Source organism: Micromonospora sp. NPDC003944, from assembly GCF_053605225.1.
The window spans coordinates 11,696-37,721 of record NZ_JBSGIV010000065.1 but is presented as its reverse complement, the minus strand read 5'-3'; the positions used below and the strand labels follow the sequence as shown (position 1 = coordinate 37,721).

Below are 26,026 nucleotides of genomic sequence, written 5' to 3'. Positions count from 1 at the left end.
GCCGTCTGGGCCGCGACCGGCAGCCCCCGCCTGGCCGCACCGGCGCGCGACAAGCGGCGTGCGCACCACGATCACGAGCATGAGGTACGACGACCGAGCGGGTCCGCTCAGCGGCGGAAGGTGAACCAGTTGACGTTGACGAAGTCGTTCGGCTGGCCGCTGGTGAAGGTCAGGTACACGGAGTGCCGGCCGGTCACCGCCGCCACGTTTCCGGGCACCGACCGCCAGCTCTGCCATCCGCCGGTGTTGCCGATCGCGAAGCTGCCGATCGGTGTCGCGGTCGGGCTGTCCAACCGCACCTCGACGAGCCCACTCGCACCGCCACCCGCGCCGGAGGCCACCCGGGCCAGGAAGTCCCGGGGCGAGGCGGAGCCGAACTCGACATTGTCGTAGCGCGCCCAGTCGCCGTTGCGCAGCGCGGCGATGTTCTGCCCGCCCTCCGAGCACGCCTCGACAAGCACCCCGTTCTGCCCGTTGAACGACTCGGCCTGGATCTGCGCGTACGCGTCCCTCGCGCCGCTGGGCGGCGGCGTGGTGGTGGGCGGCCGGGTGGTGCCGCTCCCCCGCTGGTACACCGCCACGTAGTCGACGAGCATCGGTCGACCGGGGACGGTGGCCGCGGTCGGCGTGCCGCTGCCGGCCACGCCGTTCGGGAAGGCACCGCCCATCGCGACGTTGAGCAGCAGGAAGTAGCCCTGGTGCGAGGTCATCTGCGACCAGGCGGACGCACCGACCTGGCTAGACGTGACGGTGTGGTAGAGCTGCCCGTCGACGTACCAGCGCAGTTGTTGCGGGCTGATCGAGGCGTCCCACTCGAACCGGTACGTGTGGAACGCGGACTGGCAGCTCGAACCGGGACAGGCCCGGGACGCGCCGAGGCCGTTGGACTCGTTGCACGGCCCACCCGGCGCGACGCCGCAGTGCAGTACGCCCCAGACCGAGTTGATGCCGTTGACGTTCTCCATCACGTCGAACTCACCGATGCCCGGCCAGTTCTGGTAGTTGCCCCGGTAGGGCGCGCCGAGCGCCCAGAACGCCGGCCAGTAGCCGGCGGCCGCCGCTCCGGTGACGTTCGGCATCTGGATCCGACCCTCGATGGCGAGCACGCCGCCGGAGGGGGCCTTGAAGTTGCTGCGTACGGTCTCGATCCGGGCGGAGGTCCAGCCGCCGCCGCTGTCGCGCAGCGGTGTGATCCGCAGGTTGCCACCGCCGTCGTGGCTGACGTTTGCGGTGCTCGCGGTGTAGTTCTGGATCTCGCCGGTGCCCCAGTTGCCCGGACCGCCGGGATAGCTGTGGCCGGTGTCGATGATCCAGTTGGCGGACGACGGCAGGGTGCCGGCGGCACCGGTGAAGTCGTCGCTCCAGACCGTGCTCCAGCCGGTCGGGGGTGGGGGCACGGCCGCCTGCGCGGTGACGGTGACGCCGGCCAGAACGGTGGTGGTGGCGACGAGCAGGACGGAGGCCAGCCGCCGCCGGCGTCGGGCGAGCGGGGCGGCGAGGGCTGCCGAGGGAGGTGACATGACGATGCCTCTCTGCGGGGGACGGAGTCGAGAGAGCGCTCTCTGAGAGTTGTACGTCCCGTCTTCACATTTGTCAACGTCGATCTATTGAGCCGCTTGCCGAGCCGCCTGCGGTCGGCGGAGCACCGCCTGCTCGATGGCCGACCACACGCTCGTGGTCACCAGATAGATCACTGCGGCGAGCGGCAGCACCAGCGCCACCAGCACCGTCGTGAACGGCAGCAGGGGCAGCAGCCGGCCGAGCGTGGCCGCTCCCGGCCCTTCGGTCGGCGTACCGGCCACGGTGCCCACCGCCGCCGACGCCCGGCGGGCCCGCCGCGACGACCACCAGGCGACCACCAGCAACACCACGAGCAGGATGCCGAAGAGCGGTCCGGCAGCACCGGCCAGCCCGTCGGTGAGATGGTGACCCAGCGGCACCCCGGCGAGTCGCTCGTCAAGCAGCCCGGTGCCGCCCTCGTCGGTGGCGAAGAGCCGGTAGAGCACCAGCAGGAACGGTGCCTGGATCAGCAACGGCAGGCAGCCGGCGATCGGGTTCGCGCCGGCCTCGCGGTACAACGTGAACACCTCGCGTTGAAGCGTCGCCGGGTCGTCGGCGTACCGCTGCTGGAGGTCACGCACCTGCGGGGCGAGCGCCGCGCGGCGCCGCTCGCCGCGGACCTGCGCGACGGTCAGCGGCGAGATCAGCAGGCGGACGGCGACGGTGAAGAGCACGATCGCGGCGGCGGTCGCCACACCGCCGGCAAGTGGTTCGAGCAGATCGGTGAGCCAGGACAACGCGCTGCCGGCAGCGCCGACAGCATCGCGCAGTGGTGCGAAGGCAAGCATGGGAAACCCCTCGGTCCGATTCCGGTGAGGCCCTCCCCCGGGCGGCATCCGCTCAGCAAGGGGGGCCGGTGACGGCGGGATCGGCCGCGCGGCGGCGAGGCGCTACGCGGCCGAGGGGTGCCCGGGCGCGCGGGGACGAGGCCGCCCGGCGGCATCCGGGTCGATCTGGCGGGGCATTCGGCGACCTCGCGAGCGGGCCCGCAGGCCGGCCCACCGTGGCCCGGCACCGGAGGCGCCAGCCCGGCCGTGCACCCGCGCCGCCAGCACCACCGCGAGCAGCACCAGAGCGGTCAACGCGGCGCCCGCGAGCAGGTCGACAGGGCGGCCGGCAAGCAGCGTGAGCTGGGCGAACGTGGACAACCACGCGACCCCGACACAGCTCACCAGCACCGGCACGGGCCCAGCATAGGACCCGCTGTCACCCCGCCCGGCCGAAACCGGCGGCAGCCCTCGGCACGACGTGTCGCCGCCACGTTTCCCGGCATCACCACGTTGGGTAACCAGGCGAGGGACCGACGCGGACGGACCGCGAACGGTAGGAACGGACGGGTGATGTCGATGACCGGTCAGGTGGCGGAGGCGCTCAGCGACAGGGCTGCGGCCACCGGGTTGCTCACCGTGGGTGTCGAGGAGGAGTTCCTGCTCGTCGACCCGCACACCGGGGCCGCGGTCCCGGCCGTGGACCTGGTCATGGAGCAGGTACCGGCCGAACTTCGCGGACAGGTGGAGCGGGAGTTCCAGACCAGTCAGATCGAGATCGGCAGCCCGCCCGGCCTGGAGCTCTCCTCAATCCGGCACTCCCTCAGTGTCCTGCGTCGGGCACTCTCCGACGCCGCCGAGCGGGCCGGCGTACGCCTGCTCGCCATCGGCACCGGCCCGGTGGACGGCCCGGTGCCGCCGGTGGTGGACAAGCCCCGCTTCGACCGGATGATCGAGCGGTTCCGGCTGCTCGTCCCCGGCCCCGGCAACAACGGCATGCACGTGCACGTGGGAGTGCCCGACCCGGACACCGGCGTGCAGGTGCTCAACCACGTACGGCCGTGGCTGCCGATGCTGCACGCGGTGACCACCAACTCGCCGTTCTCCGGTGGTGAGGACACCGGCTACGCCAGTTGGCGCTCGGTGGAGTGGGAGCGCTGGCCGTCGGTGGCACCGACGCCGTTTCTCGAGTCGCACGAGCACTACCAGCGGCTGATCCGTCAGTTGATCTCCAGCGGGGTGATGCTCGACGAGGGAATGCTCTACTGGTACGCCCGCCTGTCGGCGAAGTACCCGACGGTGGAGCTGCGGATCGGCGACGTCTGCCCGTCGGTGGACGACGCGGTGCTCGTCGCCGCGCTGGTCCGGGCGCTCGTGGCCACCGCCATGGCGGATGTCGAGGCCGGCCGGCCGGCGTTGCAGACCGACCACCACCTGCTGGTGGGGGCGCACTGGCGGGCGGCCCACGACGGCCTGGAGGGCGAGGCCGTCGACGTCACCAACGGTGAGTTGCGCCCGGCCTGGGAGCTGTTGGACCGTTTCGTGGAGCGGATGCGGCCGGCGCTGGAGCAGCACGGCGACTGGGCCGAGGTGACCGACCTGCTCGGCGGCCTGCGCCGGCACGGCAGCGGCGCGGCGCGGCAGCGCGCGGTGTTCGAGCGCACCGGCCGGCTCACCGACGTGGTGCAGGACGTCGCACGGCAGACCCGCGGCTGATCACCACGTGACAGGATGAGCCCGTGGCGCAACGGCTGATCGTCATCGGCGGGGACGCCGCCGGAATGTCGGCGGCGTCCCAGGCCCGACGCCGCCGCAAGCGCGACGACCTGGAGATCGTGGTCTTCGAGCGGGGCAACTTCACCTCCTACTCGGCCTGCGGCATCCCGTACTGGATCAGTGGCCTGGTGCCCGGCCCCGAGGCGTTGATCGCCCGCGATCCGGAGACGTTCCGCACCGAGTACGCGATGGACGTCCGGATGCGCCACGAGGTCACGGCAATCGACCTGGAACGCCGCGAGGTCGTGGCCCAGGACCTGACGGGCGGCGGCGAGGTCCGCGAACGCTTCGACGACCTGGTGTACGCCACCGGCGCGGTGCCGGTGAAGCCACCGTGGGCGGTCACCGACGCCGACGGCGTGTTCGGCATGCAGACCCTCGACGACGGTGCGGCGCTGCGCGAGTGGCTGGACGCCGATCCACAGCCACGCCGGGCCGTGGTGGTCGGCGGCGGCTACATCGGCGTCGAGATCGCCGAGGCACTGATCCAACGCGGCCTCTCGGTGACCCTGGTGGAGGCGGGCGAGCAGCCCATGGCCACCGTCGACGCCGAGATGGCCGAACTGGTCGCCGACGCCATGCGCGGTCTCGGCGTCACGATCCGCACCAGCCTGCCGGTGAGCGGCCTGGAACAACGGGACGGCCGGGTGTCCGCCGTGGTCACCGCCGAGGGCCCGATTCCGACCGACGTCGTGGTCCTGGGTCTCGGCGTACGCCCCAACACCGCCCTCGCCGAGGCGGCCGGGCTGCCCCTCGGGCCGACCGGCGCGATCCGGGTCGACCGCCGGATGCGGGTGCCCGGGCTGCCCGGTGTCTGGGCGGCCGGTGACTGCGTGGAGACGCTGCACCGGGTCAGCGGGTTGCCGGTGCACGTGCCGCTCGGCACGCACGCCAACAAGCAGGGCCGGGTCGCCGGAATCAACATCGGCGGCGGGTACGCCACCTTCGCGGGCGTGATCGGCACGGCGGTGACGAAGGTCTGCGACCTGGAGGTGGGCCGGACCGGCCTGCGTGAGCAGGAGGCCACGGCTGCCGGCTTCGAGTTCGTCTCGGTGATCGCCGAGTCGACGAACCGGGCCGGTTACTACCCCGGTGCCCGGCCGATGACGGTCAAGCTGATCGCCGAACGGCCCAGCGGCCGGTTGCTCGGCGCGCAGATCGTCGGTTGGTCCGAGGCGGCCAAACGGATCGACACACTGGCCGTGGCGCTGTGGAACGGCATGACGGTGGACGATATGACGGCACTGGACCTGGGCTACGCTCCGCCGTACGCGCCGGTGTGGGATCCGGTGCTCATCGCCGCCCGAAAAGCGGTCGACGCGCTCGCCGCCCTCGACCGTTGACCCGCGCCCGCCGTGGAGGACCACCCCGTGACCCAGACCCCGATCCGGCCGACCGTACGTCGGCGTCCCACGATGGTCGACGTGGCGCGGCGCGCCGACGTCAGCCTGAAGACGGTCTCCCGGGTCGTCAACGACGAGCCGGTGGGGCAGGAGTTGGTCGGCCGCGTGCTGGCCGCCATCGCCGAGCTGGGCTTCCGGCGCAACGACATCGCCCGTAACCTGCGCTCCCGGCAGCTCAACGCCACCGTCGGGCTGCTGATCGAGGAGATCGCCAACCCGTTCTACGCGACGATCGCAAGCGTCGCCGCCGAGATCGCGGCGGCCCATGGCACCATGCTGATCACCGCCTCTTCCGAGGAGGACGCGGAACGGGAACGCGCCCTGCTCCAGGACTTCACCCAGCGCCGGGTCGACGGTCTGCTCGTGGTGCCGGCGGGCCTCGACCACTCGTTCCTGCGCCGTGAGGTCGAGCTGGGCATGCCTGTGGTGTTCCTGGACCGGCCACCGCAGGGGCTGCAAGCCGACGCCGTGCTGCTGGACAACCGGGGTGGCAGCCAGGCCGGGGTGAGCGCGCTGCTCGACGAGGGGCACCGACGGGTGGGGCTGCTGCTCGGTGCGCCGAGTGTGCCCACCATGCGTGAGCGGCTGGCCGGGGCACGGGCGGCACTCGACGCCGCCGGGGTCGAGCCGGACGAGTCGATGGTCCGCGAGCGGCTGATCGCTCCCGAGGAGGCCGGGCGAGCGGTTGCCGCGTTGCTCGACCTACCCGAGCCGCCCACCGCGTTCTTCTGCGCCAACAACCGGCTCACCGTCGGTGCGCTCCAGGAACTGCACCGGAGGGGCAGCGACGCCGCCCTGGTCGGCTTCGACGACTTCGAACTGGCCCACCTGATGCCCCGACCGCTGACCGTCGTCGCCTACGACACCAGGGAGTTGGCCAAGGTAGCCACCGAACGCCTCTTCCAGAGAATCGCCGGAGACGACACCCCACCCAACACGACAGTCCTCCCCACCAAACTCCTCAAACGCGGCCTAACCTAACCCCAGCCCGGCCCGCCCAGCCCAGCCCGGCCCGGCCCGGCATCGCCCCGCCTGGCCCGTCGATCATGGACTTGTGGTGCCTCGCATATGCCGCAAAGCGGCGTTGAACGCCCACCACAAGTCCATGATCGACCCGTGCCCGTGCCCGTACCCATGCCGGCAGCGGTGCTGGCGGCGGCGCGGGTCAGGTCGCGGTGGCCTGGAGGGCTTCCAGCTCTGCTCGGGTGGGCGGGTTGGCGCCTCGGCGGGCGCAGGTCAACGCGGCCACCGTGGCCGCCTGTCGGAGCACCAGACCCCACTGCGGGCCGGTCACCGTGGCGAGCCGGGCGGCCGGCCGGTCACCGAGCGCGTCGAGGTCGGCAAGCGCGGCGAGCAGGCCGCCGGTGAACGAGTCGCCGGCACCGACGGTGTCGACCACCGTGGTGCGAACCGCTGGCTCCTCGTGCAGCGAGCCGTCGGGCGCGAGCAGCCAGACGCCCTCCCCGCCCCGGGTCACCACGGCGCAGGACACCCCGGCGGTACGCCACTCGGTCATTACGTCGGCCACCGAACGGTCCGGGTAGAGCCAGGCCAGGTCTTCGTCGCTGGCCTTGACCAGGTGCGCGAGGCGGATCTGCCGGCGTACCCGCTCCTGCTCGGCCGCGCGGTCGGTGACGATGCTCGGCCGCAGGTTGAGGTCGATCGAGACGGTGAGCCCGTCCCGCTGGTGTTCCCGGGCGAGCAGGCCCTCCAGCGCCTCCGCGCCGGGCGCCAACGCGAGCGCCAGGGACCCGGTGTGCAGCGCGACCGCCGGTGACCCGGCCAGCTCGGGCAGCTCCTGCGGCGTCCACTGCCAGTCGGCCGCGCCGGCCAGCCGGAACTCGTAGCTGGCCTGCCCGGCGGCGTCCAGGGTGGCCACCGCCACCGACGTGGGCTCCTCGGCACGGACCGCCCACTCCAGGTCCACCCGGTTGGCGCTCAGGTGCTCGACGAGTTGCCGACCGTAGTCGTCGCTGGCCAGCCGGGCCAGCAGTCGTACCGGCTGGTCGAGTCGGGCCAGGGTGACCGCGACGTTGGCCGGGGAGCCACCGGGCACGGCCCGCTGCCCCTCGGCGGTGACGACCAGATCGATGAGTGCCTCACCCGCGACGACGATCACGCGGTCACCTCCCCTTGTGCGAGCGGGCCGGGGCCGCCGAGCCCGTCGGCCGCGCGGGACAGCAGTACCGCCTGGTAGGCGTGGTAGACGTCTGGTCGGCCGTGCCAGACCGTGTCGGCGGGCAGGTTCTGCGCGTCCAACTCGTGCCGCCATCCGGTCCGGTCGACGAGGTTGCGGCGGGCGTACGCCCAGAAGACCCGGTACCAGTCGAGGTAGACCGCGTCTCCGGTGCGGCGGTGCAGGGTGACCGCCGCGCCGATGGCCTCGGCGAGGACCCAGTGCATCCGGGAGCGCACCACCGGCCGGTCGTCCCAGTCGATGGTGTAGACGAAGCCGTCCGCGCCGTCCACAGCCCAGCCCCGACGGACGGCGGCGGCGAACAGGGTACGGGCGTCGGCGAGCAGCCAGTGGGGTGGCTGCGGCAACACCGCCTCCAACTCCAGCAGCAGCCGGGCCCACTCCAGCCAGTGCCCGACGGTGGAGCCGTACGGCCGGAACGGGTCGGCGGGCTGGTCCCGGTTGTAGTCGGGCAGCGGCGTCCAGTCGGTGGTGAAGTGCTCGGGCAGCCGCCAGTCGTGCCGGGCCGCCTCACCGTGCACAAGGTGGGTGGCGATCCGTAGGGCCCGGTCGGCCCAGCTCGCGTCGGCGGTGGCGGCGGTAGCGGCGAGGAACGCCTCGACCATGTGCATGCTGCTGTTGGCGCCCCGGTAGTCCTCGGTGACCGTCCAGTCCCGGTTCCACGACTCCCGGACCGCGCCGGCGTCGTCGTCCCAGAACCTGTCCCGTACGACACCCAGGGCGTCGGCGAGCAACAGGTCCGCGCCGGGGCGTCCGGCGCGTGCGGCGCTCGAGGCGGCGAGCAGCACGAACGCGTGGTCGTAGCCGGCCTTGCGGTCGTTGACGGGTGCTCCCTGCTGGTCCACGGCGCTGAACCAGCCGCCGTGCCGCTCGTCGCGCAGCAGCGTGCTGAGCGCGGCGACTCCGTGGTCGACGAGGGCGGCGGCATCCGGGTCGCCGTTGCGGTGGGCGAGGGCGGCGACGTGGGTCATCCGGCAGGTGATCCAGGTGTGGATCGGTTCGCCGCGATCCGGGGTGCGGTCGTCGGTGAGCCACCAGAAGCCGCCCTCGGGCCGGACCGAGCGGCGGGCGGTGTCGAGCAGCGTCCGGGTCTGGTCGAGGAGGAACTCGTCCAGATCGGGCAGGTCTGGCGACCCTGCGGGAGCGGGGGTCGCTTCGGCGTCGGATCGGGGCACGTCGGTCATTTCAGCTGGTCACCGTCGGGTAGGAAAGGGACATACGGCCAGGATCGGCGGGCGGAGCAGGGCCGCGCCGGAAAACCGCCAACGGGACACCGCGAACCGGGCGCGGCCGGAAGAGGACCATACGACGACCCTTTCCCTTTTGTCCGTTGACATCGTTGTCACGCCTCAACCCTGCTCCGGCAGCCGGCCGACTGTCAATTCCGGCTGCGTCACACCGCCTGAGGACAGTTCGGGTCAGTAGTAGTCGTCGATGGGTTGGCGCGCCTCGTCGAACAGCGCCGGCCCCTCATAGCGGACCGGGGGCAGCGGCGGGGTCGCCGGCTTGACCTCCTCGAACTGCTCGGTCGACAGGGCGTACACCACCCGCCCGAGGCCGGACCACTCGATCGCCGTCGCGCACATCGGGCAGGGTTGGCAACTGGTGAGCATGGTGCTGCCGGCGGCCACCTCGGGGGAGAGTTCCCGAGCCGCCCAGCGGGCCAGCTTCAGCTCCGGATGGGCGCTGATGTCCGCGTCGGAGACCACCGTGTTGTGGTCCTCGACCAGGACGACGCCGTCCGCGTCGACAAGCAGCGAGCCGAACGGCCGTTCGCCGGAAGCCCCGGCGCGGCTGGCGATCGCCACAGCGTGGCGGAGAAACTTCTCGTCGTCGGGGGTCATCGCTCCTCCTGGGATGTGCGGTACGCGGCCACGGCCGCAAGGGTTCGCCAGGCGCGTTCGGGCTGGCGGATCTCGGTCAGGTCACCGTTGAACGGGTCCAGCACGACCGTCTCCGCACCGAGCTCACGAAGCTGGTCGAGGTCCGCGACGATCTGATCGATGGTGCCGACACCGGCGAGCCGGTCCGGGGCGGTGATCGGGTCCCGGGTCTCCTGGAGCGCGATCCGCGGCACCAGTGCGGGCACCTGACGACCCAGCTCGCCGGCGATGTCGGTCAGCCGTCCGACCGCCTCGGCCAGCCGTGCCGGCGTCACCCGCAGCGGGTGCCAGGCGTCACCGAGCAGGACAGCGCGGCGCATGCCGGCCTCACTGTTGCCACCGACCCAGATCGGGATCGCACCCGTGTCGTAGTCCTCGGTGTCACCCCAGGCCGTACGCATGGTGTTCAGGTACTCGTCGGTCAGCGCGCCGCGCTGCCGGAACGGCACGTCGAGCGCCTCGAACTCCTGCCGGGCCCAGCCGACGCCGACACCGAGGACGAGCCGGCCGCCGCTGAGCCGGTTGAGGTTCGCCGCCATCCGGGCGGTGAGCAGCGGGTGCCGGTACGGGACGATGAGAACGGTGGTGCCGAGCCGAACCCGGATGGTCACCCCGGCCAGCCAGGACAGCGTGGTGAACGGTTCGTAGAACGGCGCAGGATACTGCTCGGCCACGTCCGGCGTCACGGCGATGTGATCGGAGACCATCAACAGGTCGAACCCGAGACCCTCCACCGTCTGCGCCCACCGGCGCAGGGCGTCAGGATCGGTGCCCGGGGCGAAGTTCGGTACGTTCACGCCAATCTGCACCCGTCCACGCTAGCCACTGTGGACCGGCGTGGGAACGGCTCAGGAGGGCCAGATGGATCTACCCCAGGGACTCGATTGGGTACGCAGGTCACCCGCCGGTCGCGCCTGGCTGGCCGCACTCCCGACGTGGCTGGCGGAGTGCGCCGAACGCTGGTCGCTGCGGCTCGGCCCGCCCTTCCGGCAGGCGTACGCCTCACTGGCGCTCCCCGCCGACCTGCCCGACGGCGGGGCTGCGGTGCTGAAGCTCCAGTACCCCGACGAGGAGAGCCGACACGAGGCCGACGCCCTGGCCCACTGGGACGGCGACGCGGCGATCCGTCTGCTCGCCCACGACCCCGCGCGGCGCGCCCTGCTGCTCGAACGTTGCCGGCCGGGCACTCCCCTGCACGACCTGCCGCCGGACCAGGCGCTGGACGCGGTGATCGGGCTGCTCCCCCGGCTCTGGCGACCGGCCGGCGCGCCGTTCACCCCGCTGGCTCAGGAGGCCGCCGGCTGGGTCGACCGGATGCCCCGGGCCTGGGAACTGGCCGGTCGACCGTACGAACGGCGGCTGCTCGACGCGGCGCTCGACCTGCTCACCGGCCTGGCGTCGAGCCAGGGTGAGCAGGTGCTCGTCAATCAGGACCTGCACGCCGGCAACATCCTCGCCGCCGACGGGCTCGCCGGCGACCGAGGGCCCTGGCTGGCGATCGACCCGAAGCCGCTGACCGGGGAACGGGCATTCTCGGCCGTACCGATGGTCCGCGGCTCGGAGTTGGGCCACACACCGGCCGCCGTCCGACGCCGACTGGACCGACTCAGCGCCGACCTGGGGTTGGACCGGGACCGGGTCCAAGGCTGGACGATCGGGCACACGCTCGCCTGGAGCGTCGCCGACGGCACCGTCTTCCCGCAGAAGATCGATGTGGTCCGCTGGCTGCTCGACGGCGACTGAGGCCCGGCCGCCCGAGGCGGGTGCCGGGGTGGAGGGCTCAGCCGACCTGACAGGTGCGGCACCAGTAGAGGTTGCGGCCGGCCAGCTCGCCGCGGCTGACCTCGGTGCCGCAGACGTGGCAGGGTGCCCCCGGGCGGCGGTAGACGTACACCTCGCCACCGTGCCGATCGACCCGCGCGGGCCGGCCCATCGCCTCCGGGAGGTGCGCGTCGCGTACCGTGTCGATCCGGCCGTGCGCGACCGCGAGCCGCATCAGCCCGACGAGGTCGGCCCAGAGCGCGTCCCAGCCGGCCCTGGTCAACTGTCGGCCCGGCATCGTGGGTGGAAGCCCGGCCCGGAACAGCGCCTCGGTCACGAAGATCAGGCCGGTGCCGGCCACCACCGACTGGTCCAGCAGCAGCGCGGCGAGCGGGGTGGGGCTGCGGGCGATCCGGGCGTACGCCCGCTCCGGGTCGGCGTCGGCGCGCAACGGGTCCGGCCCGAGGCGCTCCCGCAGCGCGGCCACCTCGGGTGGGGTGAGCAGCTCACAGGCCGTGGGCCCACGCAGGTCGAGCCAGTGCCGGTCGCTGGCCAGCCGCAGTCGCACCTGCCCGACCGGCTCGGGCGGCTCCCCCGGCCCGTCGGTGAACTTGCCGTACAACCCGAGGTGTACGTGCAAAATCAGCTCACCGGCGTAGTGGTGCAGCAGGTGTTTCCCGTACGCCTCGGTGCCTTCCAGCACAGTCCCGGAAAGTCGGGCGGCACCCTCGGCGAAGCGGCCCTGCGGGCTGGCGGCATGGAGCTTGTCCCCGGCGAACAGCTCGGCGTGACGGGCCGCCAAGCGGTGGATGGTGTGTCCCTCTGGCACGGGTGCCAAGCATAGACAGCAGGTAGAGGCAGCCAACGTACGCCACCAACCGCTCACCGCTTCCACCACATTGGTACATGCCGCATACTCTCACCGGTTCCGCCGACGTCTCGGCGGACGACGGGCGGGGGGAGAACGGTCGGATGTCGGTCGGCCACACGACGTACGAGCAGCAGCGGGCCGATCCGGTCGGTCCAGCGCGGACCGCGAAGCCGGCCACGTTCCGCCCAGACGTGCAGGGGTTGCGGGCGGTCGCGGTGCTTGCCGTCATCGCCGACCACCTCGTGCGGTACCCGTCGGGCGGGTTCGTCGGCGTCGACGTCTTCTTCGTCATCTCCGGCTATCTGATCACGTCGCTGCTGCTGCGCGAGCACGATCGCACCGGGACCATCTCGTTCCGGGGCTTCTACGTCCGCCGGATCAAGCGGATCATCCCCGCGTCGGTACTTGTCCTCGTCAGCACCGTCGTCGCGGCGTCCTTCCTGCTCGACGCCGTGCGGTTCGGTCAACTGGTGCGCGACGTGGTCGCCTCATTCTTCTTCATGGCGAACTGGCGGTTCGCCCGCGAAGGCACCGACTACTTCCAGGAGGGGTTGCCGCCGTCGGCGGTGCAGCACTTCTGGTCCCTCGCCGTCGAGGAGCAGTACTACGTCGTCTGGCCCTGGCTGATGCTGGGCATCCTGCTGTTCGGGGTCCGCCGCTTCGCGTGGGGTCTACGTGCACGGCGGCTGGCGGTCGGCACCACGATCGGTGCCATCACCGTCGTCTCGTTCGCATGGGCGATGTGGGAGACCCGTACCGACACGACCGTGGCGTACTTCTCCACGTTCTCCCGCGCCTGGGAACTCGGGGTCGGGGCGCTCGTCGCGGTCCTCGGCAGCGCTCTTGCCATCCGGTCGGTGGCCGGCCGTACGCTGCTCGGCTGGCTCGGCATGGCCGGCATCGTCGCCTCGCTCTTCCTCGTGCCGGCGACGCCCGGCTTCCCGGCGCCGTGGGCGACCCTGCCGGTGCTCGCCACAGCCCTCGTCATCGCCGCCGGTGCTGGGGGTGACCAGCCGTACCTGTGGCCCCTGACCAACCCGGTGAGCCGCTACGTCGGCGACATCTCCTATTCGCTGTACCTCTGGCACTTCCCGGTCGTCGTGCTCCTCGCGGCGCTCATGCCCAGCGACAGCGTGGCCTACTACGTGACCGCAGCGGTGATCATCACCGCACTCTCCGTCGTCGGGTACCACGGCGTGGAAGACCCGCTGCGCAAGGCGACCTGGGGCCGTCGCCCGGCGGCCGGGACGACGCCTGCCGCGTATCCGGCCTCGCGGGCCCCCACCTACAGGGCGCCGCGTCCGCCCCGGCCCGGCGGGCTCACCGCCGTCCTGCGGCCAAGCCTGGTGGCCGCAGCGCTCGTGTTGTCGGTAGCCGTCGCCGCGGCCACGCCGGTCTGGAACACCACGCCGGCGGAGGCAAAGCCGCCCGCTGGTGCCGAACGCTGCCTCGGTGCCGCCGCCCGGGACGCGAGCCTCGGCTGCCCGCCGGTGCAGGGCAACTTCATCCTGCCGGCCTCGGCCGATCTGACGAAGGACACCGCCGGTGCCTTCGACTGCTGGATCGCTGAGCGGGCACCGATGCGCACCTGCACCTACGGTGAGTCCGGCCGGGGCACCACCTCGGTCGCGCTGCTCGGCGACAGCCACGCCGCGATGCTGCTGCCGGGGCTTCGGAGCCAGCTGGCGACGTACGGCTGGAAGCTCGACAGCTACGTCGGCTGGGGCTGCCAATGGATCCGGACCGGCACCGGCAGCACCTGCGACGAGACGATGAAGGACATTCAGCAGCGGCTGGTCACCGGCCCGCGGTACGACATCGTCATCGTCACCGCGGCACGGCACAAGACCGCGCCGGACAAGGACTGGGTGTCGCGGATGTACGCGGAGGCATGGAAGCCAGTCGCCGATCGAGGGACGAAGATCGTTGTCGTGGCCGACAACCCCGGCGTCTCCGAGGCGGCCCTGGAGTGCGTGCGACGGGTCAACTTCTCGGTCCTCGACCACAACTGCGCCACCCCTGTGTCCCGGGCGTACGCCGAGACCGACGCTCTCGTCGCGGCGGCCGCGATGGTGCCCGGCGTCGAACTGGTGGACCTGCGGCCGTACTTCTGCGACTCGACCTCGTGCCCGGCCGTGATCGGCAACGTCATCACTTACCGGGACACAGTCGGGCACATCACCGGGACGTTCAGCCGTACCCTCGGGCCGCACCTCGCCAGGGCGGTCCATGACGCAGCGGCCGCGTGACAGGCCAGGCGACGCAGGCTCCCGGCACGTTGATCGACGCGGGCTCCCGGCACGCTGATCGACGCGGGCTCCCGGCACGTTGATCGACTCGGGTTTCAGGAGACCGGGGTGTCCCGATGAGCGGGACACCCCGGATTCCAGGAAGGCGACTCGGTCGGGGTGGGCGGGACGGTCAGCAGGGGCAGTGCCCCTTGACGCTGCTGACGAAGGCGGCCCAGGTGGCCGGACCGAAGGCCAGCGCCGGGCCGGTCGGGTCCTTGCTGTCCCGTACGCCCACGACGCCGGGCAGGTTGTCGGCCACCTCGACGCAGTCACCGCCACTCCCGCCGCTGCGGGTGCTCTTGCGCCAGGTGGCGCCGGCAAGGTCAGTCATGATGCTCCTCGATGATCGAAGTGATCATTTTCTCTGATTCTGCCTCACCTGACGCGAGCGCTTCCAGGTCCGACCACACATGCTCGTAGGCGGCCACCTCGGCCGGCTTGTCCAGGTACAGCGCTCCGGTGATGTTCTCGACGTAGACGGTGGTCGGCTCGGTCGACGCCCTCCCGAACGCCTGCGGGAAGTCCAGCAGGACGAAGGTGCCACTCTCGCTGGCCAACGGTGGACCTGCGGCGAGCGGCAACACCCGCAGACTCACGTTCGGCAGGGTGGCCACGTCGAGCAGGTGCCGCAACTGCTGGACCATCGCCCGTCGGTCGGGGATCGTGCGCCGCAGCACCGCCTCGCTCAGCACGACCCGCAGGGTGGGCGCGGTGGGCAGCCGGCGCACGAGGACGCCCTGCCGTTGCAGGCGCACCTCCACCAGTTTCTCCCGGTCCGCAGCACTCATGGTCGGATTCTTGCGGCGGAACAACTCGCTGGCGTACTCCCGGGTCTGCAGGAGCCCGGGAATCAGCTCGGAATCATATCGGCGGATCAGCGTGGCCGACGATTCCAGGCCTACGTACAGCGAGAACCACGACGGGACCACGTCACCGTAGGAATGCCACCAACCCCGGGCGCGAGTCTCTTTCGCGAGGCCGGCGACGATCTCCCCCATCTCGTCGGCCACCCGATAGAGGACGCACATGGCGCGGGCGTCCACCACGCGCACCGGGACCAACCCCTTCTCGATGCGCCACACCTTTTGCCGGGAGCAGTCCAGTGCGTCCGCCGCCGCGTCAAGCGTCACCGAAGCGTCCTCGCGGAGCTGTGTGAGCAGCCGTCCGAGCTGCCGCCGAGGGACAGTGGACCCGCTTGTTTCATCCGCCATGCACCATCACCGCTCTCCTCCTGCAACACTGAATGTTCCACCCCGCACGCATTTCCTTACCATTCCTCGTGCGTCGATCTGGCCTGAGGCTAGGTCGGGTGGGAGCGTTGCACAAGGTGGCCAGCGTGGAACATGCTGTCACGCGTCAGGAAATCCCAGAAATGGCGTCGGGAGTGGCGTCGACAATAGCCAGATCTCCCAGTCAGGCGCATTAACCCTGGGGAGTGTGACGCTATTCTTTCGGGAAGGACGCCACCGTGCGCGTGTCGTACAACGAATACGTCTTGGTCACCGCGCTGACCCTCGCCCGCCGACACCGACCGGTCTGGAGCTGGGCGCGCTGGCGCACGATGTGCCGGTGCGGTGCGGACCTGCCCTGTCGGGCCCGCCACCGCATCCCGATCACCCGCGGGCACTGGCCGACGTGACCACACTGGAGCCCGGCGACCTGCTGATGATCGGCGAGGCGTGCTCGGTGCAGTTCGCCGGAGACCGGGCGCTGCGCCTCCGACTGGTGAGTGTGGACCCGCGCCCGACCTACCACGGGTGGGTCTGGCTGACCGGTTACGTGATCAACGACAAGGGCCTGGCCATCGACAAGCGGGAGGTGTTCGTGCAACAGGCCGGCATCCGGGTGCTCCGCGCCGCACCCGCGCCAGGCCGGGCCAGTGCCGCCCGCGCCACGCCCGCGCCGGGCCGGGCGACGCCGGGCCGGGCGACGCCGGCCAGCGGCAGGGGCCGGTCACCGCCGGTCCGGGCGGCCGTACCCAGGATTGGTGTCAGGAAACGCCCAGGTGGGTATTCGGGGGGCGACACCGCGTGGGTGCCACCCTTTCCGTCGGCCACCACGCATTCATCAGGAGGTGTGTAGTGGTCAGGATTCCTTCGCTGTCCCGCCGGTCCGAGCCGGCACCGACGTCGGACGAGAACCTCGACGGCCGCGTGGACGGCCGCGACACCCCGGTCACCGCGACCGGCCAGTCCGACGACCGCGCCGACGGCCGGCTCGGCGAGGCCGAGCGACGGGCCAGCGAGCGGGCGGCAGTGGCCCGAGCCGCCACCGCGCGACCGGTCGAGGCCGAGCCCCGCAGCGGTCGCCCGGTGGCACCCGAACCCAGCAACGGCAGCACTCGCCCGGTGGCACCCGAGCCCAGCAACGGAAGCCCCCACTCGGTCGCGCCCGAGCCCCGTACCAGCACCGTCAACAAGGAGGAGACCAAGCCCAGGCCCTCCGCCGTTCCGACCACGACGCGCACCGCCGAGCGGGACGCCGACCTCGACGGCACCACCCGGCGGCCCGACACCACCGACCGCCCGGTCTCCCCGGCTCCGGGCACGACCACGCCCGAGCCGCCGGTGACGCGCGGCCCGAAGCCGCGGGCCAGCCTGCTCGCCACCCTCGGCCTGATCGTCTCGGTCGCCGGCGCGATGTTCGTGCTGACCGGGACTCTGGCCGGGTACGGCATCGGGCTCGGCGCGTTCGGTGCGGTGCTCGCGGTGCTCGGCCTGATGGCCACCCGCCGTCGGCACGTCGCCGGCACCACCGACGCGCTCTTCGGCGTGCTGATCGGTCTGGCCACGGTCGTGATCGGGGTGCTCGCGATGACCGGCCAGTTCGACTGGCCGACCACCGACGGCGACTGGGTGCAGCGCTTCCGGGAGTGGCTCGACTCACAGTTTGTCGATCGTTTCTAGCGGGCACTGTTCCGCTCGCCGGTGATGCACCGGCGAACAGCCGGCGGTTCGCCGGCAACCCGATCAGTCCGGTGGTTCACCGGCCGGGAGACACCCTTTCAGGGGCGGCGGTTCGCCGCCCCTGAAGTGTTTCCCGGGTTCGCCGGTTCCGGTCAGGTCACCGTTCGGCGGATCTCCTGCGCCCGACGGTCTCGCGGCCCCTGCCTCCCGACCCGAGCCTCCCGGCCCCCACCCAGGCCCTCCGCCCCGCCCCGGGCCCCTCGGCCACCGGAGCGAGACCCGATACCCCTCCACGCTCCCACGCAACGAATCGCTTCACCTGGCTCACCACACGCAACGGATCTACGGCCTGCGCAACTCTCGGTGGTGGATCCTGCCGCTGAGGCCGCATAACGTTGAGCCACGGCGCCAGCCCGTGGGCCACGGTGGCCGGGCGCGCCCGACCCCTGGGAGCAGGACAATGACGATGGACGCCACCAGCCAGCGCCTGTTGATGTGCCGGCCGACGTACTTCGCCGTCGACTACGCCATCAACCCCTGGATGGACCCGAGCGCACCGGTCGACGCCGCGCTTGCCGTCCGACAGTGGGAGCAACTGCGTCAGACGTACCTCGACCTGGGCCACACCGTCGAGGAGATCACTCCGGTGCCCGGCCTGCCCGACATGGTCTTCGCCGCCAACGGCGGCACCGTGATCGACGGCAAGGCGATGGCAGTGCAGTTCCGGGACCCGCAACGCGCCGACGAGGCGCCCGCGTACCGGGCCTGGTTCGAGGCCGCCGGCTTCGAGATGTACGACCCGAAGCACGTCAACGAGGGCGAGGGCGACGTCCTGCTGGCCGGTGACCACCTGCTGGCCGGCACCGGCTTCCGGACGGCGCACGCCGCGCACGCCCAGTTGCAGGAGGTCTTCGGCTACCCGGTGATCACCATGCAGCTGGTCGACCCGCGCTTCTACCACCTGGACACCGCGTTGACCGTGCTGGACGAGCGGACCGTGGCGTACCTGCCCGAGGCGTTCTCCGCGGGCAGCCAGGCTGTGCTGCGCCGGCTCTTCCCCGACGCGGTGCACGCCACCATGGCCGACGCCGAGGTGCTGGGGCTGAACGCGGTCAGCGACGGACGGCACGTGGTGCTGCCCGCGCAGGCCACCGACCTGGCCGCCAAGCTGCGCGACCGGGGCTACGAAACCATCGGGGTCGACCTGTCCGAGCTACGTAAGGCCGGCGGCGGACCGAAGTGCTGCACGCTGCGACTCCGTCAGGGAAAGGCAAGCAAGTGATCGTGGATGACAAGCTGCGTACGCCGGGAGCGGTCCGGGACGCCGAGCGCTGGACCGCGCACAACTACCACCCGCTGCCGGTGGTGATCTCGTCCGCCGAGGGCGCCTGGCTCACCGACGTGGACGGCCGCCGCTACCTGGACTGCCTGGCCGGCTACTCCGCGCTGAACTTCGGTCACCGGCACCCGCAGTTGATCGCCGCCGCGCACGCCCAACTGGACCGGCTGACGCTGACCAGCCGGGCGTTCATCCACGACCAGTTCGCCGACTTCTGCCGGGAGCTGGCCGAGCTGTGCGGCAAGGACCTCGTGCTGCCGATGAACACCGGCGCCGAGGCGGTGGAGACCGGGATCAAGGTGGCTCGCAAGTGGGGCTACCAGGTCAAGGGCGTGCCCGCCGGTCAGGCCAACATCGTGGTCGCCGAGGGCAACTTCCACGGGCGGACCACCACCATCGTGAGCTTCTCCACCGACGAGGACGCCCGCGCCGACTTCGGGCCGTACACCCCGGGGTTCACCGTCGTGCCCTACGGCGACCTGGCGGCGCTGACCGCCGCGATCGACGAGAACACGGTGGCCGTGCTGCTGGAGCCGATCCAGGGCGAGCAGGGTGTGGTGGTGCCGCCGGAGGGCTACCTGCCGGGCGTACGACAGGTCTGCACCGAGCGCAACGTGCTCTTCATCGCCGACGAGATCCAGTCGGGTCTGGGGCGTACCGGCGCGACCTTCGCCTGTGACCACGAGGGCGTCGTGCCCGACATGTACCTGCTCGGCAAGGCGCTCGGCGGCGGCATCGTGCCGGTCTCCGCGGTGGCCGCTAACGCCGACGTGCTCGGTGTGCTCAAGCCCGGCCAGCACGGCTCCACCTTCGGCGGCAACCCGCTCGCCTGCGCGGTGGCCATCGAGGTGGTCCGACTGCTTGCCACCGGCGAGTTCCAGCGCCGCTCCGCCGAGTTGGGTGAGCGGCTGCGGACCGGCCTGGAAGGGCTTGTCGGCAAGGGCCTGGTCGGGGTACGCGTACGGGGCCTGTGGGCCGGTCTGGACATCGACCCGGCGCTGATGAGCGGTCGGGAGGCGTGTGAGCGGCTGGCCGCTCGTGGGGTGCTCGCCAAGGACACCCACGGCTCCACCATCCGGCTAGCCCCACCCCTGGTCATCACCGAAGAGGAGATCGACCTGGCGGTGGCCGCTTTGGCCGAGGTGCTGGCCGGACAACCCCTAAGTTGATCATGAACCGGGTCGGCGGTCCGCCGCCGACCCGGTGCCGGGACCGCCTCAGGCGCGGGGTAGGCGCATGGCCATCGTCGGGGCCTCGGCCATCACCGAGGTCGGGGTGAACGGGGCGCCGGTGGGCAACTCTTCGGCCCGACCGATCTGCACCCCCGGGTACAGCTCGACCATGTCGTTCTCACCGAGCACCCGGGACTGCTGGGGGGCCAGCGGGATCCGGTCCGACTCGGTCATCGAACCGGCCGGGCGGATGCCGGAGCCGTTGGTGCTGACGTCGGTCACGATGACCTCGCCGACCCGCAGCTCGAAGCGGACGTGACCACGGCTGATCCACCGCCGGGCCTCGTCGTTGAGCCACTGCCCGAGCATGATCCCGCCGTCCTGCTCGGGAGCACGACCGGCCACGATCGGCTGCTCCTCGCTGAGCACGAACCGCCGCCGGACCAGACCGCCGACGCGCACCGCGAGCACCTCGGTACGCGGACGCGGGCCGGCGTCACCGAGCCGTGCGCCGTGCCGGGGGCAGGTCGGCACGCCGTTGCGCAACGCGGGCGGCGGCTGCGCGGCGGGGCTGCGGTCGGCGCCACCGGCCAGGTCGGCGAAGGCGCCACCCCCACCACCGCCGCCGAACAGCGCGCAGCCCGACTCCGGGCAGCGCCACTGGCGGGCCAGCAGCTTCACCCCGGTCGGCGAGCGCTTGCCGGCCACCGGCGAGTGCCCACCACCGACGTGCGCGATGAACACCGGCCCGCCGGCGCCCGGCACCGGAGCGACCACTCGACCGGGCTGCTCGACAAGCCACGGGAACCGCCCGCGCAACCCGTCGAAGCGGACCCGGCTGAGCACCGGCAGACCGAGCAGGTCGGCGACCTCCAACATCCGGTCACCCGGGTTGTCGAGCACCTCGACGAGCCCGTCGTCCGCCCAGCGGCGCACGACCATCCGCTCGTTGGAGGTCAGGTCGGCGTCGGAGAGCAACGCCCGGTGCACCACCGCGTAGACCTGGACGCTGTCCTCCTCCAGCTCGCGGGAGAGCGCGTCGATGACCATGCCGAGGCGTAACAGGCTTGCCGGCCGACCACCGTCAATGTCCTGGTAGCGGATCACCTCGGCCAGGTCGATGACCGCCCGGGCCAGCGACGGGTCGGTGCAGACCCGCCCCTCGATGGCGTCCAGCACCTTGCTGATCTCGAATCTCATGCCGCACTCCGGACGATGTCGTCGATCCGCCGGGTCGGGGACCAGCCCGTCAGCCCGCCCAGCTCGTCTCGCACCGCTTCCGCGGTGAGCAGGTCTGCCATGCGCCGACCCTACCGGGGACGACGGCCGGCATCGACCAGCGGTAGCGGGGTGTCGATCGACCCGACACGCGCAGGCGGGAGCGGTGCCGTCCGGCACCGCCCCCGCCCATCCCCCTGGTGTGTTCAGCCGCGCAGCGGCCGCCCCACCTCGTGCAGGTGACCGAGTGCCTGCCGGTACGACTCGACAAGCCCGGTCTCGGCGTACGGGATGCCCTGCTCGACGCAGTAGGCACGGACGATCGGCTGGGCCCGGCGCAGGTTGGCGCGGGGCATGTTCGGGAACAGGTGGTGCTCGATCTGGTAGTTGAGGCCGCCGAGGGCGGTGTCCACGAGTCGGCTGCCACGCACGTTGCGGGAGGTCAGCACCTGCTTACGCAGGAAGTCCAGCTCGTCCTCCGCGGTCGGCATCGGCATGCCCTTGTGGTTCGGCGCGAACGCGCAGCCCATGTAGAGGCCCCACAGCGCCTGGTGCACGACGGCGAAGAGCAGCGCCTTGACCGGAGACATGACCGCGAGCAGCAGCGCGACATAGCCGACGGTGTGCGCGACGAGCAGCGCCGCCTCGGCCGCCCGGTGCCGCATCGGGACGGTGTACCCGCCGTTCGGCTCCCGGCCGACGATCGCCCGGATGCTCGCCACGTGCAGGTTCAGGCCCTCGAGCAGGAGCATCGGGAAGAAGAGGTACGCCTGCCGCCGGGCCAGCCAGCGACCGAACCCCCGCGTGCCGAGCGCCTGCTCGTACGTCCACACCAGGGCGCCCGCGCCGACGTCCGGGTCCTCGTCCTCGTGGTTCGGGTTGGCGTGGTGCCGGTTGTGCTTGTCGACCCACCAGCCGTAGCTGAGCCCGACCGCCGCGTTGCCGGCGAACAGCCCCACCAGCTCGCTGGGCCCGCGCCGACGGAACATCTGGCGGTGCCCGGCGTCGTGGCCGAGGAACGCGACCTGGGTGGTGGCCACCGCCATCAGCGCCGCGAGCGGAAGCTGCCACCAGGAGTCGCCGAGCAGGAACACGGCCACCCAGCCAGCCACGAAGGCACCGAGGGTGAGCACGATGCGGGTGACATACCAGCCGGGGCGCCGCTCCAGCAGGCCCGCCTGGCTGATCCGCCGGGACAACTGTGCGTAGTCACTGCCTCGCCGTCGTACCGGCGGTTCCGCCACCGCTCCGAGCGCCATCGCTTGCCCCCGTCTCGCTTGCGCCCGTGCCACGGTGGTGCGGGCTCACTGTCGAGTCTCCCGACCGTGGTAGCGCTGAGTAACCCCGGCAGCCCCCGAATGACAGGTAGGGCAGGCCCTACCCGTAGGGGTTCGACTCAGCCCAGCCGGCCCACCGCAGCGCGCAGTCGGGCCAGGTCACGTCGCCGCCGCTCGTACGTGGCGGCGAGCCCGACGAGCGCCAGCCCGCCGACCCCCAGGTAGATCCACCGGGGCAGCAGGTCCCAGCCCCGGGCCACCTCGTGCAGCGCCAGCAGCGTCAGCACCCCGCCGCCGAGCAGCACCGGCGCCTGCCAGCGGCGGGTCGCGCCGGCCAGCACCGCGCCGGTCGCCGCCGCCCCGAGGAGCAGTCGCCGCCACGGCTGCGGGTCCGGCCCGGCCAGCACCGACACGAGGCTTGGCAGCAGGGCCGCGACCAGCCCCGGGCCGAGGGCCGGCCAGCTGGTCAGCCCAGGGCGGGTACGCAACGCCAGCAGCCCCGCGCCGACGGCGAGGGCCGCGGCCGGCAGGGTGTACGCCTCGAGCACTGTCACCCCGCCGGCGGCCAGCAGCACCCAGGCCCCGAGCAGTTCGCTGCCGGCGGCGATCCCGGCGAACGCCCACCGCCGACCGGCCGGCTCCCCCCGACGCAGCAGCCGCAGCGCGACGGCGACGCCCCAGAGCACGCAGACGGTGGCGAGGTGCCGTGCCGCCTCGACGGCGAGCACCGCCGCCACCAGCGCGACGGCCTGCGCGGCGGCGTCCAGGACGCGTCCCAGCCGGATCCCCGCCGGGGTGAGCGCGGCGGCGACCAGCACCAACACGGCCACCGCCAGCAGCGGGTACGCGGCAGCCCGCAGCGGCAGCCCACCGGCGAGCGGGGCGGTCACCGCCAACGCGGACGCCGCGCCGACGGCGGCGAGTGCACCGGTGACGCGTACCTCGAACCGGCGCGCTCCGGCGGCGACCACGACCGCCGCCACCAGCAACACCCCCTCGGCCGCGAGCGTCCCGGCCCGGGTGGCCAGCAGACCGAGCACCCCGGAGGCCACCAGCACCACGCCCACCGGCACGGCGATCGGCGTGAGCGCCGGGCGGGTCGCGGCAAGCGCGGTGAACAGCAGCGCGGCCAGGCCGGCGAGCAGGACTGCGGCCGGCAGCACCGGCCACGGCGCGCCGATCGCGACGAGCAGCACGGGCAGCGCCGCCGCAGCGAACGGCAGCACGGCCGGAACCGGCACAGCGACCCGTCGACCGGCGAGCGCGGCGGCCACCGCAAGCACGACAAGCGCCAACCCGACCGGGAGCACCGACGGGTCGGCGACGACGCTCGGCACCCCCGACCACACCCGACCGCCGGGAGGCGACACGAGCGCGGCCAGCACCGTCGGCAGGCTCGCCAGGACGGCGACCACCGCGAGCGTTCCGCCCGCCGCCACCACCAGCGCCGACCGCGCCGGCCCACGCCCGTCGGCAGTCGGCCGATCTCCGAGGGCCACCTGGCCGGAGGCGCCCGGCGACGGCAGCAGGCAGCCGACGAGCGCGACGCCCAGCACGGCCAGCGCGGCGTACAGCGCGAGCGGCTCGTCAGCCGCCACGACCAGCGGCGCGAGGCCGGGCACTGTCACCGCGACGACGGCGCCGGTCACCGCGTACCCGATCAGCTCCCCGCGGTGGCGACGTGCCGCCAGCGCCGCGACAAGCGACAGCCCGGCGGCGGCCAGCGCGAGCCGCGCCTGCCACCAGGGCGGCGCGCCAGTGGCGAACAGCGCCACCGCCGCGATCCCGGGAAGCGCGAGCTGCCCGGCCAGCAGACCCACGCCGGCCACCTCCCGGTACGCCCCGGAACCCCGCCGTGCGGCGAGCGCCAGCCCGACCACGACGAGCACGCCGAGCGCCACCAGGGCACCGGTCGGGGCGGCAAGGGCGACCAGCAGCCCGTGCCCGAGCAGGAGGGCCCCGCCGAGCGCCCGGGTGCGCAGGGCGACAGGTGGGGTGCCGGGGCGGGCCAACACGGCGAGCAGCAGCGCGACCCCGCCGACCAGGTCGATGGCCACCACCTGCGGCCAGGCGGCCGTCCAGCCGGCGGGCGCGGCGAACAGCACCGCCACCGCACCGGCGGTGCCGAGCACCCCCCACACGGTGCGGGGCAGCAGGAGCGCCGTCGCGCCGATCGCCAGCGCCACCGCAGGGGCCAGTTGCCAGCCCCAGCGCAGGTCCGGCCCCATCCCGGCCCCGCCCCACGGTGGCAGCGACCGGCCGACGGCGGCGGCCGCCAGCCCGATGGTGATCAGCACGGTGACCTGCGCCGTGCCCGCCGCGACGAACAGCGCACCCGCCCGTGGGCCGGTCCGCCAACCGCCACCCCCGTCCGACGCCGCCCCGACCGCCGCCGGCAGGAGCCGCACGGCCGCGGCCAACCCGAGCGCCACCGTCGCCGCCGCGAGCAGCAGCAGAGACGGCCGCAGCTCCGCCACCGGACGCAGCAGGGCGGCGGCGAGCACCGGCACCAGCAGCCCGGCCGCCACCGCCCGCAGAGCCCGCCCCCCGACGAGCCGGGCCGCACCGAACCCGGTGAGCGCGACAAGCACCAGCGGCACCCCGGCCAGCAGTGGCGAGCCCCCCGCCCGCCCACCGACGAGCGGCACCACCGCGCATGCCGCAGCGCCCACGAGCGCGGCGACGTGACCGGCGCCGGCAAGCACCCGGCCGACGAGCTGCGCCGCCCCTCCCCGACCACGCAGCGCGACCAGCACGGCCAGGTTCAGCGACGCCACCCCGAGCAGGACCAGCGTCCACCCCGCCGCACCCAACCCCGCCTCGACGGCGAGCAGCGGCAACGCCGGCTGGGCGGCCACCAGGGCGGCGAACCAGGGCCCGGTCAACCCGCTCCACCTGCCGTACGCCACGGCGACCGCCGCGCTGACCCCCCCGACCAGCGCGGCATACCGACTGCCCGGCCACCCGGCCACCCCGGCCAGGTCCACCGACCAGGCCGCGTAACCGTCGAGCACCACGAGCAGCAACCCCACCGCGGCGAACGTCTCCGCCGTGCCGCGCAACCCCCGGCGGACCGCCAGCAGCGGCACACCGAGCGCGAGCGCGGTGAACGCCGCAAGGATCAACGCCCGCCCACCGACCCCCACCGCCGCCCACGCGACCGCGGTGAACACCACCGCCGCGGTGCCCAACAGCAGTCCACCGAGGACGAACAGCAGACCCTGGACCGTCCGGGTCGAGGCCTCCGCCGCACCCGGCCGGGAACCCGCCGCCACCCCGGGACCCGGGCCGATGGACGGCACCGGCCCGACCACAGACGCCGGCCGCGCCACGACCGAGGCCGCCAACCCGGCACGGACGACCGCCGCCAGCTCGGCCCGCCGCCGCGACACGGCCGTCAGGCGTCCGGCCAACTCGGTGTACGCGAGGCGCGCCTGCTCCACCTTCGGCTCGAGCTCGGCGGCCTCCCGGCTCAGCCGAACCACCTCGGCGGCGATCGGGTCGGGTGCGCGCCGGCAGCCGGAACACCCGGCGCTCAGGTCGGCCGGCGCACCGCAGGCGGGGCAGGGGTAACGGGTGTCGTCCACCCGGTCATCATCGACACC

23 protein-coding genes are annotated in these 26,026 nt (G+C 72.7%); 10 read left to right on the top strand and 13 right to left on the bottom strand.

Going from position 1 to position 26,026, the window contains the following annotated elements; all coding sequences use genetic code 11:
• Nucleotides 1–107 precede the first annotated feature (107 nt).
• From ACWER9_RS26185 to ACWER9_RS26175, 3 genes are all read right to left on the bottom strand, one after another.
• A complete protein-coding gene (locus ACWER9_RS26185) occupies nt 108–1,520 on the bottom strand; it encodes a carbohydrate-binding protein (protein WP_452304330.1) in 1,413 nt (470 codons plus the stop codon).
• Between the two features lie 84 nt (nt 1,521–1,604).
• The gene (locus ACWER9_RS26180) at nt 1,605–2,348 is read right to left on the bottom strand and encodes a YidC/Oxa1 family membrane protein insertase (protein ID WP_452304329.1); all 744 of its coding nucleotides are present in this window, start codon (nt 2,346–2,348) and stop codon (nt 1,605–1,607) included.
• A 102-nt stretch (nt 2,349–2,450) separates the two neighbouring features.
• Nucleotides 2,451–2,744 (bottom strand): DUF6412 domain-containing protein, encoded by a 294-nt coding sequence (locus tag ACWER9_RS26175; protein ID WP_452304328.1) that lies wholly within the window; start codon nt 2,742–2,744, stop codon nt 2,451–2,453.
• A gap of 162 nt (nt 2,745–2,906) precedes the next feature.
• Here ACWER9_RS26175 and ACWER9_RS26170 point away from each other — a divergent pair, with 162 nt between their 5' ends.
• From ACWER9_RS26170 to ACWER9_RS26160, 3 genes are read left to right on the top strand one after another with little or no spacing between them, the layout of a single operon-like run.
• Complete coding sequence (locus ACWER9_RS26170; RefSeq protein WP_452304327.1) at nt 2,907–4,043, top strand: carboxylate-amine ligase; 1,137 nt, start codon at nt 2,907–2,909, stop codon at nt 4,041–4,043.
• A 23-nt stretch (nt 4,044–4,066) separates the two neighbouring features.
• On the top strand, nt 4,067–5,446 hold the full coding sequence (locus tag ACWER9_RS26165; RefSeq protein ID WP_452304326.1) for an FAD-dependent oxidoreductase: 1,380 nt from the start codon (nt 4,067–4,069) through the stop codon (nt 5,444–5,446).
• A gap of 27 nt (nt 5,447–5,473) precedes the next feature.
• Nucleotides 5,474–6,487, top strand: coding sequence for a LacI family DNA-binding transcriptional regulator (locus ACWER9_RS26160; protein ID WP_452304325.1), 1,014 nt, complete (start codon nt 5,474–5,476; stop codon nt 6,485–6,487).
• 184 nt (nt 6,488–6,671) lie between these two features.
• Here the strand turns inward: ACWER9_RS26160 and ACWER9_RS26155 are convergent, their stop codons facing one another.
• The 4 genes from ACWER9_RS26155 to ACWER9_RS26140 all read right to left on the bottom strand — a co-directional run bounded on the left by ACWER9_RS26155 (nt 6,672) and on the right by ACWER9_RS26140 (nt 10,395).
• Nucleotides 6,672–7,625, bottom strand: coding sequence for a carbohydrate kinase family protein (locus tag ACWER9_RS26155; protein WP_452304324.1), 954 nt, complete (start codon nt 7,623–7,625; stop codon nt 6,672–6,674).
• Nucleotides 7,622–8,887 (bottom strand): AGE family epimerase/isomerase, encoded by a 1,266-nt coding sequence (locus ACWER9_RS26150; protein ID WP_452304323.1) that lies wholly within the window; start codon nt 8,885–8,887, stop codon nt 7,622–7,624. The genes ACWER9_RS26155 and ACWER9_RS26150 overlap by 4 nt, the downstream gene beginning before the upstream one ends.
• Before the next feature lie 234 nt (nt 8,888–9,121).
• Nucleotides 9,122–9,547 (bottom strand): nucleoside deaminase, encoded by a 426-nt coding sequence (locus tag ACWER9_RS26145; RefSeq protein WP_452304322.1) that lies wholly within the window; start codon nt 9,545–9,547, stop codon nt 9,122–9,124.
• Nucleotides 9,544–10,395, bottom strand: coding sequence for an LLM class flavin-dependent oxidoreductase (locus tag ACWER9_RS26140; protein ID WP_452304321.1), 852 nt, complete (start codon nt 10,393–10,395; stop codon nt 9,544–9,546). Before ACWER9_RS26140 ends, ACWER9_RS26145 begins: the two co-directional genes overlap by 4 nt.
• A 52-nt stretch (nt 10,396–10,447) precedes the next feature.
• On the opposite strand from ACWER9_RS26140, the gene ACWER9_RS26135 reads away from it, so the two are divergent.
• A complete protein-coding gene (locus ACWER9_RS26135) occupies nt 10,448–11,329 on the top strand; it encodes an aminoglycoside phosphotransferase family protein (RefSeq protein ID WP_452304320.1) in 882 nt (293 codons plus the stop codon).
• A 37-nt stretch (nt 11,330–11,366) separates the two neighbouring features.
• On the opposite strand, the gene ACWER9_RS26130 is transcribed toward ACWER9_RS26135, so the two are convergent.
• The gene (locus ACWER9_RS26130) at nt 11,367–12,176 is read right to left on the bottom strand and encodes an Fpg/Nei family DNA glycosylase (protein ID WP_452304319.1); all 810 of its coding nucleotides are present in this window, start codon (nt 12,174–12,176) and stop codon (nt 11,367–11,369) included.
• A gap of 77 nt (nt 12,177–12,253) precedes the next feature.
• On the opposite strand from ACWER9_RS26130, the gene ACWER9_RS26125 reads away from it, so the two are divergent.
• Nucleotides 12,254–14,467 (top strand): SGNH hydrolase domain-containing protein, encoded by a 2,214-nt coding sequence (locus tag ACWER9_RS26125; protein WP_452304318.1) that lies wholly within the window; start codon nt 12,254–12,256, stop codon nt 14,465–14,467.
• A gap of 172 nt (nt 14,468–14,639) precedes the next feature.
• Here the strand turns inward: ACWER9_RS26125 and ACWER9_RS26120 are convergent, their stop codons facing one another.
• Nucleotides 14,640–14,840, bottom strand: a complete 201-nt coding sequence (locus tag ACWER9_RS26120) for a DUF397 domain-containing protein (RefSeq protein WP_452304317.1) — start codon at nt 14,838–14,840, stop codon at nt 14,640–14,642.
• Complete coding sequence (locus ACWER9_RS26115) at nt 14,833–15,720, bottom strand: helix-turn-helix domain-containing protein (RefSeq protein WP_452304316.1); 888 nt, start codon at nt 15,718–15,720, stop codon at nt 14,833–14,835. The genes ACWER9_RS26120 and ACWER9_RS26115 overlap by 8 nt, the downstream gene beginning before the upstream one ends.
• A gap of 257 nt (nt 15,721–15,977) precedes the next feature.
• Here ACWER9_RS26115 and ACWER9_RS26110 point away from each other — a divergent pair, with 257 nt between their 5' ends.
• The 5 genes from ACWER9_RS26110 to rocD all read left to right on the top strand — a co-directional run bounded on the left by ACWER9_RS26110 (nt 15,978) and on the right by rocD (nt 19,923).
• Nucleotides 15,978–16,148: a hypothetical protein gene (locus ACWER9_RS26110; RefSeq protein ID WP_452304315.1), complete on the top strand. Its 171-nt coding sequence runs from the start codon at nt 15,978–15,980 to the stop codon at nt 16,146–16,148.
• The gene (locus ACWER9_RS26105; RefSeq protein ID WP_452304314.1) at nt 16,145–16,591 is read left to right on the top strand and encodes a hypothetical protein; all 447 of its coding nucleotides are present in this window, start codon (nt 16,145–16,147) and stop codon (nt 16,589–16,591) included. The genes ACWER9_RS26110 and ACWER9_RS26105 overlap by 4 nt, the downstream gene beginning before the upstream one ends.
• On the top strand, nt 16,591–17,415 hold the full coding sequence (locus tag ACWER9_RS26100; RefSeq protein WP_452304313.1) for a thrombospondin: 825 nt from the start codon (nt 16,591–16,593) through the stop codon (nt 17,413–17,415). The genes ACWER9_RS26105 and ACWER9_RS26100 overlap by 1 nt, the downstream gene beginning before the upstream one ends.
• A gap of 466 nt (nt 17,416–17,881) precedes the next feature.
• A complete protein-coding gene (gene ddaH, locus ACWER9_RS26095; RefSeq protein ID WP_452304333.1) occupies nt 17,882–18,697 on the top strand; it encodes a dimethylargininase in 816 nt (271 codons plus the stop codon).
• Nucleotides 18,697–19,923: an ornithine--oxo-acid transaminase gene (gene rocD / locus ACWER9_RS26090; protein ID WP_452304332.1), complete on the top strand. Its 1,227-nt coding sequence runs from the start codon at nt 18,697–18,699 to the stop codon at nt 19,921–19,923. The genes ddaH and rocD overlap by 1 nt, the downstream gene beginning before the upstream one ends.
• Before the next feature lie 48 nt (nt 19,924–19,971).
• Here rocD and ACWER9_RS26085 read toward each other — a convergent pair whose 3' ends face one another.
• From ACWER9_RS26085 to ACWER9_RS26075, 3 genes are all read right to left on the bottom strand, one after another.
• The gene (locus tag ACWER9_RS26085; RefSeq protein ID WP_452304312.1) at nt 19,972–21,126 is read right to left on the bottom strand and encodes an FHA domain-containing protein; all 1,155 of its coding nucleotides are present in this window, start codon (nt 21,124–21,126) and stop codon (nt 19,972–19,974) included.
• Nucleotides 21,127–21,350: 224 nt separating this feature from the next.
• The gene (locus ACWER9_RS26080) at nt 21,351–22,403 is read right to left on the bottom strand and encodes a fatty acid desaturase family protein (protein ID WP_452304311.1); all 1,053 of its coding nucleotides are present in this window, start codon (nt 22,401–22,403) and stop codon (nt 21,351–21,353) included.
• Nucleotides 22,404–22,540: 137 nt separating this feature from the next.
• Nucleotides 22,541–26,008, bottom strand: coding sequence for an SCO7613 C-terminal domain-containing membrane protein (locus tag ACWER9_RS26075; protein ID WP_452304310.1), 3,468 nt, complete (start codon nt 26,006–26,008; stop codon nt 22,541–22,543).
• Nucleotides 26,009–26,026: the final 18 nt, after the last annotated feature.